The organism is Nocardia sp. NPDC006630, assembly GCF_040611495.1.
Lineage (GTDB): Bacteria > Actinomycetota > Actinomycetes > Mycobacteriales > Mycobacteriaceae > Nocardia.
The window spans coordinates 723,542-738,993 of sequence record NZ_JBEXOK010000001.1 but is presented as its reverse complement, the minus strand read 5'-3'; the positions used below and the strand labels follow the sequence as shown (position 1 = coordinate 738,993).

13 protein-coding genes are annotated in these 15,452 nt (G+C 67.1%); 7 read left to right on the top strand and 6 right to left on the bottom strand.

Annotation, left to right across the window (positions count from 1 at the left end):
* The first annotated feature begins 121 nt into the window (after positions 1-121).
* On the top strand, positions 122-1,909 hold the full coding sequence (locus ABZX86_RS03355) for an ABC-F family ATP-binding cassette domain-containing protein (protein WP_355119498.1): 1,788 nt from the start codon (positions 122-124) through the stop codon (positions 1,907-1,909).
* 339 nt (positions 1,910-2,248) lie between these two features.
* On the opposite strand, the gene ABZX86_RS03350 is transcribed toward ABZX86_RS03355, so the two are convergent.
* Together ABZX86_RS03350 and ABZX86_RS03345 are read right to left on the bottom strand one after the other, a co-directional pair.
* Positions 2,249-3,106, bottom strand: coding sequence for an Abi-alpha family protein (locus ABZX86_RS03350; RefSeq protein WP_355119496.1), 858 nt, complete (start codon positions 3,104-3,106; stop codon positions 2,249-2,251).
* Entirely contained in the window at positions 3,097-4,419 is a 1,323-nt protein-coding gene (locus ABZX86_RS03345) for a hypothetical protein (RefSeq protein WP_355119494.1), read from the bottom strand. The genes ABZX86_RS03350 and ABZX86_RS03345 overlap by 10 nt, the downstream gene beginning before the upstream one ends.
* A 347-nt stretch (positions 4,420-4,766) precedes the next feature.
* On the opposite strand from ABZX86_RS03345, the gene ABZX86_RS03340 reads away from it, so the two are divergent.
* The gene (locus tag ABZX86_RS03340) at positions 4,767-5,669 is read left to right on the top strand and encodes a DUF4393 domain-containing protein (RefSeq protein WP_355119492.1); all 903 of its coding nucleotides are present in this window, start codon (positions 4,767-4,769) and stop codon (positions 5,667-5,669) included.
* A gap of 115 nt (positions 5,670-5,784) precedes the next feature.
* On the top strand, positions 5,785-6,309 hold the full coding sequence (locus ABZX86_RS03335; protein WP_297628458.1) for a nuclear transport factor 2 family protein: 525 nt from the start codon (positions 5,785-5,787) through the stop codon (positions 6,307-6,309).
* Positions 6,310-6,476: 167 nt separating this feature from the next.
* On the opposite strand, the gene ABZX86_RS03330 is transcribed toward ABZX86_RS03335, so the two are convergent.
* The gene (locus ABZX86_RS03330; RefSeq protein ID WP_355119852.1) at positions 6,477-8,057 is read right to left on the bottom strand and encodes a peptide chain release factor 3; all 1,581 of its coding nucleotides are present in this window, start codon (positions 8,055-8,057) and stop codon (positions 6,477-6,479) included.
* Positions 8,058-8,198: 141 nt separating this feature from the next.
* Positions 8,199-8,774, bottom strand: coding sequence for a TetR/AcrR family transcriptional regulator (locus ABZX86_RS03325; RefSeq protein ID WP_355119490.1), 576 nt, complete (start codon positions 8,772-8,774; stop codon positions 8,199-8,201).
* A gap of 99 nt (positions 8,775-8,873) precedes the next feature.
* On the opposite strand from ABZX86_RS03325, the gene ABZX86_RS03320 reads away from it, so the two are divergent.
* The 3 genes from ABZX86_RS03320 (at position 8,874) to pth (ending at position 10,985) form a co-directional block, all read left to right on the top strand.
* Complete coding sequence (locus ABZX86_RS03320; RefSeq protein WP_355119488.1) at positions 8,874-9,542, top strand: lysophospholipid acyltransferase family protein; 669 nt, start codon at positions 8,874-8,876, stop codon at positions 9,540-9,542.
* Between the two features lie 230 nt (positions 9,543-9,772).
* Positions 9,773-10,381, top strand: a complete 609-nt coding sequence (locus tag ABZX86_RS03315) for a 50S ribosomal protein L25/general stress protein Ctc (RefSeq protein ID WP_327142137.1) — start codon at positions 9,773-9,775, stop codon at positions 10,379-10,381.
* Positions 10,382-10,403: 22 nt separating this feature from the next.
* Positions 10,404-10,985, top strand: coding sequence for an aminoacyl-tRNA hydrolase (gene pth / locus ABZX86_RS03310; RefSeq protein WP_327142136.1), 582 nt, complete (start codon positions 10,404-10,406; stop codon positions 10,983-10,985).
* Positions 10,986-11,037: 52 nt separating this feature from the next.
* On the opposite strand, the gene ABZX86_RS03305 is transcribed toward pth, so the two are convergent.
* Positions 11,038-12,684, bottom strand: a complete 1,647-nt coding sequence (locus tag ABZX86_RS03305; protein WP_355119485.1) for a fatty acyl-AMP ligase — start codon at positions 12,682-12,684, stop codon at positions 11,038-11,040.
* A 78-nt stretch (positions 12,685-12,762) separates the two neighbouring features.
* Positions 12,763-13,935: an aminotransferase class V-fold PLP-dependent enzyme gene (locus tag ABZX86_RS03300; RefSeq protein WP_355119850.1), complete on the bottom strand. Its 1,173-nt coding sequence runs from the start codon at positions 13,933-13,935 to the stop codon at positions 12,763-12,765.
* Positions 13,936-14,058: 123 nt separating this feature from the next.
* Here ABZX86_RS03300 and egtA point away from each other — a divergent pair, with 123 nt between their 5' ends.
* A complete protein-coding gene (egtA, locus tag ABZX86_RS03295; RefSeq protein WP_355119483.1) occupies positions 14,059-15,396 on the top strand; it encodes an ergothioneine biosynthesis glutamate--cysteine ligase EgtA in 1,338 nt (445 codons plus the stop codon).
* Positions 15,397-15,452 lie beyond the last annotated feature (56 nt).

Genomic DNA, 15,452 nt, shown 5'->3' with positions numbered 1-15,452 from the left:
GCCCCACCGAGGGCAGCAGCCTGTGAGCCCCACCGCACTGGCCAGGGGCTGTCGCGGCGGGCTCGGTAGGCTTAGACGGGGCGATCACCGTTTGCGCCGTCGACGCGATACAGAAGGATTCATGTCCAACCTCATCAATCTGGAACAGGTCTCGAAGAGCTTCGGGATCACGCCGCTGCTGGACAATGTCTCGCTCGGGGTGCATGCCGGGGAACGTATCGGGGTGGTGGGGCTCAACGGCGGCGGTAAGACGACGCTGCTGGAGGTGCTGACCGGGCTCGAACCGGCCGACAGCGGACGGGTCAGCCGGGTCGGCGGTCTGCGCATCGCCGTGGTCACCCAGCGCGGGGTGCTGCCGGACGGCGCGACCGTAGGCGAGGTGGTGCTCGCCGGACTGGCCGAGGATCAGATGACCGATGGCGTCGCCGAGCACGAATGGGCCGCGAACACCCGCATCCGCACGGTGGTCGAGGGCATCGGCATCGCCGACCTCGGCATGGACGCCCTGGTCTCCAATCTTTCCGGTGGTGAGCGCCGCCGTACCGCGCTGGCCGCCGCGCTGGTCCGCGATCTGGACCTGCTGGTGCTGGACGAGCCCACCAACCACCTCGATGTCGAGGGGGTGCAGTGGCTGGCCGAGCATCTGGTGGCCCGGCGCAGCGCACTGGTCGTGGTCACCCACGATCGCTGGTTCCTCGATACCGTCGCCACCCGCACCTGGGAGGTGCAGGGCGGCAAGGTGGAGACCTACGAGGGCGGCTACAACGACTGGATCTTCGCCCGCGCCGAGCGCACCCGGCAGGCCGATGCCACCGAGGCGCGCCGCCAGAACCTGGCCCGCAAGGAACTCGCCTGGCTGCGCCGCGGTGCGCCCGCGCGCACCTCCAAGCCGAAGTACCGCATCGAGGCCGCCGAGGCGCTGATCGCCGATGTGCCCGCGCCGCGCGACAGCGTCGCACTGGCCTCGTTCGCCCGTAAACGCCTGGGCCGCGTGGTGATCGAGCTCGAGGACGCCACCCTCGCCACCCCGGACGGCCGGGAACTGGTGCAGGACTTGACCTGGCGGCTCGCCCCGGGTGAGCGCGTCGGCCTGGTCGGCGTGAACGGCTCCGGCAAGACCACACTGCTGCGCGCCCTCGCCGGTGATTCGGAATTGAAGGTCGGCAAGCGCATCGAAGGCCAGACCGTCAAGATCGGCTGGCTGCGACAGGAACTCGACGACCTGCCGCTGGATATGCGTGCGCTGGAAGCGGTTCAGGACGTCGCCATGCGAACCATGCTGGGCGGCAAGGAGATCAGCGCCAGCCAGCTGGCCGAGCGCCTGGGCTTCACGCCCGCCAAGCAGCGCACGCCGATCCGCGATCTCTCCGGTGGTGAGCGCCGCCGCCTGCAGCTGACCCGAATCCTCATGGCCGAGCCCAATGTCCTGCTCCTGGACGAGCCCACCAACGACCTGGATATCGACACCCTCCAGCAGTTGGAGGACCTGCTCGACAATTGGGCCGGCACCATGGTCGTCATCTCCCACGACCGGTACCTGGTGGAGCGCATCTGTGATTCCACCTGGGCGCTGTTCGGCGACGGCAAGCTCACCAACCTGCCCGGCGGCATCACCGAATACCTGAAGAAGCGCGCCGCCATGTCGGCCGCCAAGGTCGGCGGCCAGAGCTCCTCGAATGCCGGCGCACCCGTCACCGATGCCGCCGCCCACCGCGCCGCCCGCAAGGAACTCTCCAAGCTGGAGCGTGCCATCCAAAAACTGGACGAACGCGAGGCGAAACTGCACGCCGCCCTCGCCGACGCCGCGACCACCCCCGACAAGCTCATCGCCCTCGGCACCGAACTGAAGCAGGTCCAAGCCGAGAAGGAATCCACCGAAGAGCGCTGGCTCGAACTGGCCGACTACTAACGGCCCCGCCCGCCCTCTCGACCGAACAGCCTGTATCCGGACCACACAGCCTCTACAAGAGCTGTTCGGTCCGGACACCGGCTGTTCGGTACCGCTCAGCCCAACTCCGCACGGCACAGCCCGTACTGTCCGCACCGCTCGAGTTCGCGCGCCGCAGCCCGTATCCGCATCGCACAGCCTGCACAGGAGCTGTTCGGTCTGGACGCGGGCTGTTCGGTATCACTCAGCCTCTGTTCGGCACCGCACAGCCTGCCTCCGGATGGCGCAGCCTGCAGCCGGACGGCACAGCCTGTACGGGTGCTGTTCGGTGCCGACGCGGGCTGTTCGGACGGATCGGGGTCAGCCGTGGTGTTCTAGGGGAGGGTGGTCGAGGGACGGGACCGGGAGGCAGGTCCGGACGAAACCGGCGCCGAAGGAGGTCAGTTCGACTGTGCGGTAGAGGACTTTGGTGCCGAAGCTGGTGCGCTTGAGCAGGCGGCGGACCTCGGGGAGGGCTTCCAGCAGCTGATAGCGGTTGGGGTTGCCGAGCGGCTCGCGGGTGACGTCGATGAGGCCGAGGCGATCGAGATTGATGAGGTATTCCTCGACCCGATTCGGATAGCGCAGACCGGCATCGTCACCCAGCAGATTGAACTGCCCACCGGCGGCGGCGCGCCCGCCGCGTACCTCGAGGGCGGGTTGCGGGCCGTCCAGGTAGAGGTGGCGCACTATGCGCGCTTCGTCGGGAGCGAGCTCACCGAGAATGCGGGCGTAGGCGGGGTGGTGATTATCGTCCTCGGTATGGAAATCAGCTGAGCGGCGCAGTAATTCGGCGCCGCGCGCCCGCAGGACGGTGGTGGGGGAGGGCGCGGGGGCGTCGGTCTCGGCCACATCGGTGGCGGCGACTCCCAGCACCTGGAGCACCGAATGCCGCACCTGGGCACCGGCTTCGGAGAGGATATCGCGCGGCGGGTGCCCGGCCATACTGCCCCGCAGCACCACCGAGGTGACGCCGAGCGCGGTGCTCAGGCTCCAGACTCCGGCCTCCACGGCCGCCGACATGGCAACCCGGACAACGCCGGTCGCGGTGCGCACCGGTCCGGCGGGGTAGGCGGACCCGGGTACCGGAACCGGCAGCGGTGCGGCAGGGCGCACCACCAGCGCGGTGGAGGTATCTGCGGGTTCCCCTTCGCCCGAGTCGGTTTCGGTCATATCCATGAGGTAGCCACTCCTGTTCCGAAGATCAGGAGGTGAGCGTAACCGGCGATGAGCCCCAGCGCGCCGCCATGGACAAACAAGAGCCATTCATCTTGTTTGATGGCCGATCGCAGCATGTCCACGAAGTCCGGCGGGGGCAGTGCCGACATTTGTTTGGCGATGTACTCCTGGACCTGCTTGCCCTGCTGCACGTTGAACGCCGGGTCCGCGAAGGCGATCGGGGCGATCTTCATGGACTCGGCGGTGAAACTGTCCTGCAGCTCGTCGTATTCACGATTGCCGAGCAGGAACTTCACCGCGCCGCGGGCGGGCCCGAGCGCCTGGTCCGCCGCCGGCTTGAGGGTGTCCGCCAGCATCTGCATGGTGCGGTCTGAGCGCGGCCCGTTGAGCAGTTCGTCGCCGATATTGGCGACCGTCATGATCTGGCTGGCCACCATGTCCGCATAGCCCTCGGTGATCTCGGGCTGCCGCTTGACGAGCAGCCCCTGCCGCCACGGCACCCACCACTTCGGATAGGCGGGCGCGAAGATCATATTGATGCCGACCCAGTTGACCACCCAGCCGATGACGATGCCGCCGATCGGCAGCACCGCCAGCGCCGACCATCCGGTCCAGTGCAGGATGCCGACCAGTACCAGACCCATGGGCGCGCCGAAGTAGAAACCGAAGTTCTGCATGAACCGGAGTTCCTTGGCGCCCAGCACCTGGAACAGGCTGTTGAGCAACTGCGGCCGCGCCTGGAAGTAGCGAATCACCATCTGCTTGACGTCGAGCAGTTGGTCGATGTTGTTGCCGAGTTCATCGGTCAGTTCACGCAGAATTGTGGGGAGCTGTTCGGCCACGCGCGAGTGCACCATCTCGCGAACGCCATTGGGCAGGTTGTACCAGAGTTGCGGATGTTCGCGTTTCAGGATGTCTTCGACGATGTCGCGAATCTGGAGTTCCGCTATTTCGGTGAGATGTTCGGCGAGCTTGTCGGGTTCGAGTTCCCGATAGAAGTCCGAGACGCTTCCGAGTTTCGCCAATCCTTTGTCGACCGCGATACTCGCCATCTTGTCCGCACGCGACGGCACAATCCCCTGCCAGCCCATACGGCCGTCGTACTGCAGCAGCGGCAGCACCTGAATCCGCTTGGGCAGGAACGGAAACAAGGCCGCGAGCCCCGGAACCCGGACGCCGTGAAAACTGATCGGCTTGAACAGCATGAGCACGCCGGTCCAGTTGGTGATGTAGCCGATGACACCCGTGAACAACGGAATCGTGATCAGTTCCAGCAATATTGTCGGGTGGACTCCGAAAAGACTCTCTAGCAACGTTCACCCTCCTGCCGATCCATACCGGAACCGCCGCCGGCATAGATACCCCTCGGCGACTCGGACCTTACTGTGCGTCCAGGAATCGAGTCCAGCGAAGGAGTGTCTGGGTCGGAGATCTCGGTCACACTGTTCCACCCCGCTGTTCCCCTGTCACGTTGGGACCACGAGAATGGCGGGAAGCACATCCAACTTGCATGCAGTGCGGGGGCGTTGAGGGTCATGTTGGGCGCGTGTTGTGCTAAGTGAACGCGGTAACCTTCGGATGGCTTTCCGGGTTCGACATGCCAGTGGGTCTGTCGGCGGCAATAATCGTGGACGAATAGTTCACCTGGCGATATTCGGAGATGGACGTGGCAGAGGACAGGACCGTGCAGGCGCCGGGGGGTGCGGCGGAGGTGGTCCGTCCGGGTTCTCGTGCAGTGGAACGCAGTTCGGACGCCGAGCAGCGGCAGATCAGCAATGAGGCACGACTGATCCGCGGCGTGTTCCGGGCAGCCGGGCTGGCGGTCGGCACCGCGGCCCGCAGCGGCCAGTGGGCGGTCGGCACCAGCTTCGAGATCACCAAGCAATTGACCCAGGCCGCGCTGGACGGCGAATCGTCGGCCGATATCGCCGAGCGCACGGGTGCGGCGCTGCGGTCCATCGCGCGCAGCGCACTCGGCGTCACCGAGGGTTCGGTGCGCGAGATCGTCAGCTATGTGCCGACGCCGGTCGGTGGCCCGAATCAGCATGCCATCGGGGCGGGCAGCCTGCTGCGTTCGGCCAGCAGCGAGGAGCTGCGCCGCCGGGGCGACTCACTGCTGGCCCGTTCGGCGGACGTCTACTTCACCGAGGACGTGCATCCGGCCTACGACCGCATTCTCGATCAGCTCGCGCCCGATGAGGCCCGCATCCTGCGCTTCATGGCGCTGAACGGCCCGCAGCCGACGGTCGATGTGCGCACCAACCGGCCGCTGGGCATCGGTTCGGAACTGGTGCAGGGCGATCTCACCTCGGTGCCGGAGCAGGCGGGCGTGCGCTACCCGGACCGCTCCCGGCACTATCTGATCAATCTGAACCGGCTCGGGCTCACCACCACCTCCGACGATCCGGTGGTGCTGTCGCGCTACATGGTGCTGGAGGTGCAGCCGGTGGTGGAGACGGCGCTCAAGAAGGCCGGGCGCGTGCCGAAGATCGTGCGAAAGAGCCTGCGACTGACCGAATTCGGCGAGGACTTCTGCACCACCTGCTTCAGCATTCAGGGCTGAGCGACTCCCGCGCCTCGCCGCGCAGGGGGCGGGGGTGTGTCCGACTGATAGCGATCCGGTACAAATCTGCGCCAATGGTGCGGTATCCCGCAGTCCTGATGGGATTGTGGGAGGTATGGATTCCGATGCGGTCACCGCGATCAGCCGGTTGAAGTTCCGGTATCTGCGTGCCCTCGACACCAAGTCGTGGGAGGAGTTCGCCGACACCATGATTCCGGAGGCGACCGCCACCTACAGTGAGTACCTCCAATTCGAATCGCGCGATGCCTTCCTGGCCTTCATGCGCAACACCCTCGGCCCGCACGTCATCACCGAACACCGCTGCGACCACCCCGAGATCGACGTCACCGGCGATACCGCCGTCGGCACCTGGTACCTGGCCGACACAGTCCTGATCCCCGGCCACAATATGCTCCTGCGCGGTGCGGCCTTCTACTCCGACCAGTACGTCAAATGCGATGACGGCAAATGGCGCATCGCCCACACCGGCTACGAGCGCACCTACGAGGTCGTCATGTCCCTCTCCGACCTCCCGAGCCTGCGGCTCACCTCCAGCCGCTGGGGCTTGATAGCCCGCGACCCGGCCGACGCCCCCCGCACCGAACCCATGCCGCCGGATTCCACCGGAACTATGGGCTGAGCCTGAATGGGCTGAGCCTGAATGGGCTGAGCCTGAACCCGACAATCACCCCGTCATTCCGGCATGTATTCGGCCGGAATCCACTGGATTCGACTGGCTCACCATAGGTCCCGGCCACAAGCACGCCGGGACGACGGAGAGGGTTGCTCAAGCGGTGATAGGGCTGCTCAGTCGGTGGTGGCGACCAGCGGCTCGAGGGTCAGGCCCGGGTGTTCCTTCTGGACGTAGGCCAGTTTCCACTTGTCGCCGAAGAGGGCGAGCATGACGCCGTCGGTGCGGGTGAAGACCTCTACGCCGCGCTGGCGGCTCAGTTCCGCGGCCGATTCGGCGTCGGTGCGGCGGGCCAGCTGGTACGGCAGGTTGTCGAGGTTGGTTTCGACGTTGTACTCGCCGAGCATGCGGGCGGTGACGACCTCGAACTGCATGGGGCCGACGGCGGCGAGCACGGGGGAGGCGTCGCCGCGAATGTCATTGCGCAGCACCTGGACTACGCCCTCGGAGTCGAGCTGGTCGATGGCCTTGCGGAACTGCTTGTACTTGCCGGCGCTCTGCGCGCGCAGGGTGGCGAAGTGCTCCGGGGCGAAGGACGGGATCGGCGGGAACTGCACCTTCTTGTCCGCGTACAGGGTGTGGCCGGGGGCCAGGGCGGTCGCATTGACCAGGCCCACCACATCACCGGGGTACGCGGTGTCCACGGTGGAACGCTCGCGCCCGAAAATGGTGAGCGCGTACTTGGTGGCGAACGGGCGCCCGGTCTGCGCGTGCGTCACGACCATGCCGCGTTCGAATTCGCCGGACACGATGCGCATGAACGCCAGCCGGTCGCGGTGCGCGGTGTCCATACCGGCCTGCACCTTGAAGATGACGGCGCTGAACGGATCGGAGGTCTCGCGCGGCTTCTCGTTGATATCGATGCGGGCGCGCGGCGGCGGGGCGATCTCGATGAGGGTCTCGAGTATCTGCCGCACACCGAAATTCAGCATGGCGGACCCGTAGATCACCGGTGAGGTGTGCCCGGCCAGGAACAGTTCCTCATCGTGGTCCTGGCCGGCGGCGGAGAGCAGTTCGCTCTCCTCGACGGCGGTCACCCATTCAGCACCCTCGCGCTCGGCGGCTTCCTCGGGCGTCAGGTGCTCCTCGGGGGCGATGGTCGCACCGCCCGCGGTACGGGTGAAGTGGATGTATTCGACCGGTGCGCCCTCCGCGCCGCGCCGCAGCAGACCGCGGAAATCACCGGCGATGCCGACGGGCAGGAACAGCGGGGTGGGGGTGAGGCCGATGCGATCGGTGATCTCGTCCAGCAGTTCCAGGGGCGCCTGGCCCGGCCGGTCCCACTTGTTGATGACGGTGATCACCGGAATGCCGCGATCGCGCGCGACCTGAAAGAGCTTGAGCGTCTGCGGTTCCAGGCCCTTGGCCGCGTCGATGAGCATGACGGCCGCATCAACCGCGGTCAGTACCCGATAGGTGTCCTCCGAGAAATCGGAGTGGCCCGGCGTATCGACAAGATTGATGACGCAGTCGCCGTACTCGAACTGCAGCGCCGTGGAGCTGACGGAGATACCGCGCGCCTTCTCCATCTCCATCCAGTCGGAGACGGTCGACTTGCGCCCCGCCTTGCCGTGAATGGCGCCGGCCTCGGAAATGACCTTCGCATGCAGTGCGAGCGCCTCGGTGAGCGTCGACTTACCGGCATCCGGATGGGAGATCACCGCGAAGGTGCGCCGCCGGGCTACCTCGCCGGCCAACCGCCCGGAACTGGGTGCGTTGGTCGCGCTGGCGGTCGGGGAACTCAACGGGGGACTCCTTAGCAGACGAGGCAACCTGTCCAGGTTACGCGAAGCCCTCCTGTGCCCGACCAGCCGGTTCCCCGCCGAGCGTCCGTCGGGTCAGCGGGATTCGGGGAGGTGGCGGGCGATGGCCTGCGCTACCAGGCGGGGGATGTCGGTGCCGGGGGCGATGGCTTCGATGCTGCGGTTGGCCACGACCGAGGCGATGCCGTGCAGGTTGGTCCACAGGCCCAGGGCCAATTCGTCTGCGCTCGTGGTGCTGCCGGGCGTGAGACCTGCGGCGACCAGGTCGCGCCAGCGCCGGAACATGGGGAGGGTGATGGTGGCTCGAAGGTTCTCGCCGGCGCCCTCCAGGAGGTCGTGCCGGAACATGAGCGCGAACATCTGCGGGCGCCGAGCGGCGAATTCGACATAGGTCAGGCAGCTGTCCTCGATGCGTGCCCGGGGTGTATTGCCCTGTACCGCTTCGAGTCTGGCGCCGAGATCGACGTAGCCGCGGGCGGCGATGGCCGCGAGCAGGGCATTGTGGGTCGGAAACCAGCGCCGGGGCGCGCCGTGCGATACCCCCGCTTCCCGGGCGATGGCGCGCAAGCCGAGCTGTTCCGCCCCCACCTGTTCCAGCATGTCCACGCCGGCGCTCACCAACCGCTCACGCAGCGGCTCAACGACACTCATGCCGCACATCCTCCCAACAGATCACCCGCGATTCGTCATAGACACTGTCTACCCGCGTGGTGTAGACAGTGTCTACGCATCTTTTCCGGGAGGTAGGTCATGTCGTACTGGCTGTTGAAACATGTGCTGATCGGCCCGCTGCTGTGGCTGCTCGGCCGCCCGAAAGTAGAAGGGCTGCAGCATGTTCCAGCAGACGGTCCGGTCATCATCGCGGCCAATCATCTGGCCGTCGTGGACTCGCTGTACCTGTGCCTGGTGCTGCCCAGGAAGGTCACCTTCATCGCCAAGCAGGAGTACTTCACCACCGGCGGGTGGCGCGGCAGGCTGAACCGGTGGGTCATGAACGCGACCGGTCAGGTGGCGGTGGATCGCACCCCGGGCAAGGCCGGCGGCGATTCGCTCACGGCGGCGGCCCGGATTCTGGAGCAGGGCGGCATCTGGGGAATCCACCCGGAGGGCACCCGATCCCCGGACGGCCGCATCTATCGCGGCCGCACCGGCGTCATCCGCGTGGCCATGCAGACCGGCGCACCCGTGGTGCCGGTCGTGCTGTCCGGAACCGATCGGGTGAATCCGCGCGACCGCCGCTTCCTGCGTCCGGCCAAGGTGCGCATTTCGATCGGCCGCCCGCGCTACTTCGTACCGGCCGATCGGTACGCTGTACGACAGGCAACCGATGAGCTCATGGCCGACCTGGTGCGCCGCTCCGGTCGCCAGTACGTGGATTGCTACGCAGCCACATTCGAAAGACATGCCGAAGCGGCATAGCTCGAGGTGGGGGCTGTGTAAAGCGGTTAGGGCCGCGTGTTAAAGTCTTCGGGTTGTCTCGGCGAGGGTGCGACACCCCAAAATGTCCACCGTGATCGACGCGGCTCGGCTCCCGGCCGTCGCTGTTCGGTTTTTCGCCCGACTAGCAGACCAATATTGCGCCAGGGCGGCAGTTTCCCCTGGCCAGCACGCTGATATCAGCCCGGACCGAGCCGTAGGAGTAGACAGTCATGTCCGACGCCAACCTTCTGGAAGCCACCGTACGCACCGAGTTCGGCAAGGGTGCCGCGCGTCGTACCCGCCGCGACGGCAATGTGCCCGCCGTGCTGTACGGCCACAACGAAGAGCCGCAGCACCTGTCCATCAACGCCCGCGCGTTCGCCGCGGTGCTGCGTGAGCACGGCACCAACGCCATCCTGAACCTGGACATCGCGGGCACCCCGGCGCTGGCCATGACCAAGTCCGTGGTCGTGCACCCGATCCGCCGCTACATCGAGCACGCCGACCTGCTGATCGTCCGCCGTGGCGAGCGCGTCGTCGTCGATGTGCGCGTGAACCTGGTCGGCGAGGCCGCCTCGGCCACCCTGGTCACCTCGGACGTCACCGTGCTGTCCGTCGAGGCCGACGCCATGAGCCTGCCGGAATTCATCGACGTCTCCATCGAGGGCGTCGAGGCCGGTACCCAGATCAACGCCGGCGACATCACGCTGCCCGCGGGCGTCACCCTGGCCGGTGACCCGGAGGCGCTGATCGTCAACATCATCGCCGCCCCGGCCTCCGCGCAGGAGTCCGAGGATGCCGCCGCCGAGGCCAACGGCACCGCCGAAGCCGCCGAGTAATACTGCCTGCTAACGGTTTTCAATGACCGAGGCAACGGCCGGGCCCGTGCTCGTGGTCGGACTGGGTAACCCCGGACCCGAATACGAGCGCACCCGGCACAATGTCGGTTTCATGGTCGCCGATGTGCTCGCGGAGCGCGTCGGCGGCCGTTTCACCGTGCACAAGAAGTCCGGTGCGGACCTGCTGGAGGCCCGCCTGGACGGGCGCAAGGTGCTGATCGCCAAGCCGCGCAGCTTCATGAACCTGTCCGGCCGCCCGGTCGCCGCACTGGCGAAATTCTTCTCGGTGCCGCCGACCGAGGTGATCGCCGTGCACGACGAGTTGGATCTGCCGTTCGGCGTAATCCGGTTGAAGCAGGGCGGCGGCGAGGGTGGGCACAATGGCCTGCGCTCCATGTCGCAGGCGCTGACCACCAAGGATTATCTGCGGGTCCGGTTCGGCATCGGGCGTCCGCCCGGCCGCCAGGACCCCGCCGACTATGTGCTGAAGCCCTTTTCCGCACCGGAGCGCAAAGAGGTTCCGGTGATCGTCGAGCAGGCTGCGGACGCGGTCGAGCTGCTGCTCCGAGTCGGGCTGGAAACGGCGCAGAACCAACTGCATTGACAACGCAAACATCGTGCCCCCGTTCGGATTTCCGGACGGGGGTTCGTTCGTTTCAACCGAGGTTGGCCTGGGTGGCGGAGCGCCGGAGCTTCCCTGACGAGGTTTTCGGCAAGGCGCCGGGGCCGAGGATGGTGACACTGCGGGGGCGGACGCCTACTTCGGAGAACACCGTGTGGACGATGTCGTGTTCGATGCGCCGCACCTCCTCCGGGTTCTGGAAGTCGTTGCTCTCCACCACGACCGCGAAGCTTTCGCGTTTCTGTCCCGCGTCCAAGCGCACGGCCACGGCATTGCCGGGGCGAACTCCCTTGATGCGCAAGGCGGCTCGCTCGATATCGGTGGGATAGATATTGCGGCCGCCCATAATGATGACGTCCTTGATGCGGCCGCACACCACCACCAGTCCGTCTTCGGTGAAGTAGCCGATATCGCCGGTGTCGAGCCAGCCCTCGGCATCCAGGGTGGGCCGGAAGCCCTCGACGGTCACATAGCCGGAAGTCACTGCGGGGCCGCGCAATTCGATCACACCGACGCTGCGTACCGGGAGCGGGTGCCGGTCGGCGTCGACGATCCGGCCCTCGAGATTGTCGACCAGATAGCCGAGCGTGGGCAGGCGGCGCACCGCACCGTGATGGTGATCGGGATTCTTGACCGGCACCGCCTTGCCGAGCGCCTCCAGCAGATCGGCATCGACCACATCGAGAATCTGCCCGAGCCCCGGGTCCGGAATGGACACGGCCAGAGTCGTTTCGGCCATGCCGTAGACGGGGGTGAGCGCCATCGGGTTGAGCCCGAACCGTTTTCCGGCCTCGGCGAGCGCCTCCATGGTGTCGGCGTCGACCGGTTCCGCACCGTTCCACATGTACCGGACGCTGCTCAGATCGAGCGCGCCCTCCTCGGCGTTGCGCAGCCTGCGGGCGAGCAGTGAATACGCGAAATTCGGTGCGGCCGTGACTGTTCCGCGATACTTCGAAATCAGTTCGGCCCACAGGATCGGGCGCACGAGGAAGTCCAGCGGCGTCACGCACACCACTTCCGCACCGAGGTGCATCGGCACGCTCAGAAATCCGATCATGCCCATATCGTGGAAGAGCGGCAGCCAGCTGATCATCACATCGTCGTCGAGCTGGAACTTCACCCGATCGAACATGGCGTAGGCATTGACGAAGAAATTGCCGTGCGTGATCCGCACCGCCTTCGGTGATCCGGTGGACCCGGATGTCAACTGCTGCAGGGCGATATCGGCCTCACCGGTCGGCAGCGGCGAGATATCGCGACCGCCGCGCATCCGATCGATGGTCACCACCGCGATACCGCGTTCGGCCAGCAGCGGGGCCGCCGCCTCGAACGGCGCGCCCAGCACCACGACCTGCGCGTCGATCATGCGCAGCACGGTTTCGGTGTCGTGCGCCCACATCAGCAGATCGGTACGCGGTGTGGGCTGATGCAGCATGGTGATCGAGGCGCCGCGCATCCACACGGCCTGGCAGGCGGGCGCGATGTCCACCGGCATGCCGGCGAGCACAGCCACCGCATCCCCGTGGCCGATGCCGGCGTCCGCCAGCCCGCCGGCCATCTGCCGGGCGATCGTGTGAATCTCGCCCCACGTCTGCCGCAGTGGCGAGTCCGGCTCCCCGGTCACCAGCCCGTGCCCGGATGTTCGCGCCGTTGCATACATTTCATCGGTGAAGCGGCTCACGATCGACTCCTCAAACGCTGGCCAACACCTCAACTATCCCGCCGCCGCGCCGCCCTGTTAACCGTTTCGCGATGTTGCTCAGCGAAGTGCGGTCACCACTTCGGCGAAGCGGTCGAGGTCTTCGAAGCTCACGAAGGAGTGGGGGGAGGCGCGGACAACCGAGTCCAGGTCGCGGGCGGTCATATCGAGCAGGGTGGAGGAGGCGTGGCTGACCGTGACGATGATGGACTCGGCGGCGAGGCGATCGCGGATCTCGAGCGGCGCGAGACCGTCCACGGTGAAGGACACGATGCCCGCGTGCTGGGTGCCGCGGTCGCGCACGGTGACGCGGGGGAGCGCCTGCAGCAGCTTGCGCAGGTACTCCGCGCGCTCGGCGATCGCGGCGTAGATCTCGGCGGGCCCGGCCTCGAGCAGATAGCGCACCGCCGCGCCCAGGCCGAGGCGTCCGGCGATATCGCACTCCCAGAATTCGAAGCGCTCGGCGCCCGGGGCGAGGGTGTATTCGGCGGGCCCGGTCCACACCGCGCTGTGCAGATCGAGGCGGCTGGGTTCCATGGTGGCGGCCAGTTCGGGGCGCACGTAGAGGAAGCCGGTGCCGCGCGCGCCGCGCAGCCATTTGCGGCCGGTCGCCGACAGCGCGTCCACGCCGAGCTCCGCGACGTCCAGGGGCAGCTGACCCGCCGACTGGCAGGCGTCGAGCAGTACCAGCGCACCCTCTCGGCGGGCGATGTGCGCGGCCTCGGCGACCGGATTCACCAGGCCGCCGTTGGTCGGAACATGTACCAGCGAGACGAGTTTCACCCGTTCGTCGATCATGGATTCCAGCGCGTCCAGATCGAGTTGCCCACTGCTGTCGCTGGGAATCGTCTCCACGACGGCCCCCGTCTGCCGGGCGCGCTGCAGGGCGGCGATGGCATTGCTGGCGTAGTCGGCGCCCGAGATGAGAATCCGATCTCCGGCCCGCAGCGGTACCGAGTAGAAGAAATCACTCCACGATCGGCTGGCGCTGTCGCTGAGCGCGATGGAGCTCGCCTCGGCACCGATGAGTTGCCCGATCGCGGTCTTGACGGCGTGCAGATCGTCGAGCCGCTCGTTGGCGGCACGATAGCCACCGATCTCGGCCTCCCGGCGCAGATGCGCGATGGCGGTCTCGACGACGATCCGCGGGGGTAGTGAGGAACCCGCGCTGTCGAGAAAAATCTGACCTTCGCAACCGGGTGTATCGGCGCGCAACCGGGCAATGTTCACCATGGGAACGACCATATCGGTTGGTGTGTTCTCCATTTCGTCAGATTTGTTGTCGGTATACCTCGCTACTCTGGTTTGATCGCCCTTCGCATCGGGCGGTGCCGGAGCGGTCGAGCGGAGGTTGGCATGGTGGTCACGACGTCCCCCAGCGAGTTGCCGCGAGTTGCCGGGCGTGGGTCTGTGCCCGGCGCCGTGCAGACGGGCCGCGCCGAACTGGGGCCGGGAACCGAGTTCTCCACGCGGGCGGCGGCCGAGGCGTACATCGGAAAGGTCTGTTTCAAACAGGGCCCACCGATGCTTATCGGCGCCGAACTCGAGTGGCTTACCGCGCAGGGAGAGCCGTCGGCGTCCGCCCCGCGTCCGCAGCTGACTGTGCTGGCAGACGCGCTGGGATCCTATGCGCCACAGTCCATTTCTCCTGATTCCCCGGCCGATCCGCTGCCGGGAGGCAGCCGGGTCACCCTCGAGCCCGGCGGTCAGATCGAACTCTCCAGCGCCCCGTTCGGCACCGCCGCCGAATTGTGTGAGCGCCTGCTAGCCGATACCGGCCGCCTACGGGAGCTACTCGATACCCGCGATATCCACATCATCTCCGCTTCCGCCGATCCGGTGCGCAGCCCGCAGCGCCTGCTCCAACTGCCGCGCTATCGCGCCATGGAATCCTCGTTCGCCGGTATCGGCCCGTTCGGTGCGCTGATGATGTGCAATACCGCCGCCGCCCAGGTGAGCGTGGATGCCGGGGTGGATGCCGCCGATATCGCGGCCCGCTGGACCGCCCTCTATGCCATCGGCCCGGCCCTGCTGGCCGCTTTCGCCTGCTCCCCGGACCTCAGTGGCGCGCCCCCCGGCACCTGGGCCTCCCAGCGCATGCGTACCTGGCTCCGATTGGACCATCTGCGCACCCGGCCGCCCGTGCACGACTGGTCCGACCCGATCACCGGTTACGCCCGCTGGGCGCTCGATGTGCCACTGCTGTGCGTGCGACCCGAAAGCGCGGGGGTGGCGGACTGGACGGCTCCGCCCGGCGCCACCTTCGCGGACTGGCTGTGCGGCGCGCTCGACGAAGAGATCGGCCGCCGGCCCACTCGCGACGATCTCGACTATCACCTGACCACGGTCTTTCCGCCGGTCCGCGCCTCGGGGCATCTCGAGGTGCGCTATCTGGACGCCCAGCCGGGCAATACCTGGACGGTCCCGGTGCATGCCATCGACGCCCTGCTCGCCACGCCCGCCGTGGTGGCCGAGGCGACGGCGCTGGCGGGTTCGACGGTCGGCCGCTGGTCCGAGGCTGCTCGCTACGGGCTGGCCGACCCCGAAATCCGCACGGCCGCAGTGGCTCTGCTGGAGCTCGCCACCGCGCACGCCGCAACTCCGGTTGCCGCAGCGGAATTGGCCGCCGCCGCGGCGCGTTGCCGCCAGGGACATGCGCCCGCGGCATTTCCCGAATCCGGGGGTGGCGCATGAGTGCGCAGCCTGCCGCCGGTTTCGCGGAAAGCCCCTGCCTGTTCGACTTCCTGAAT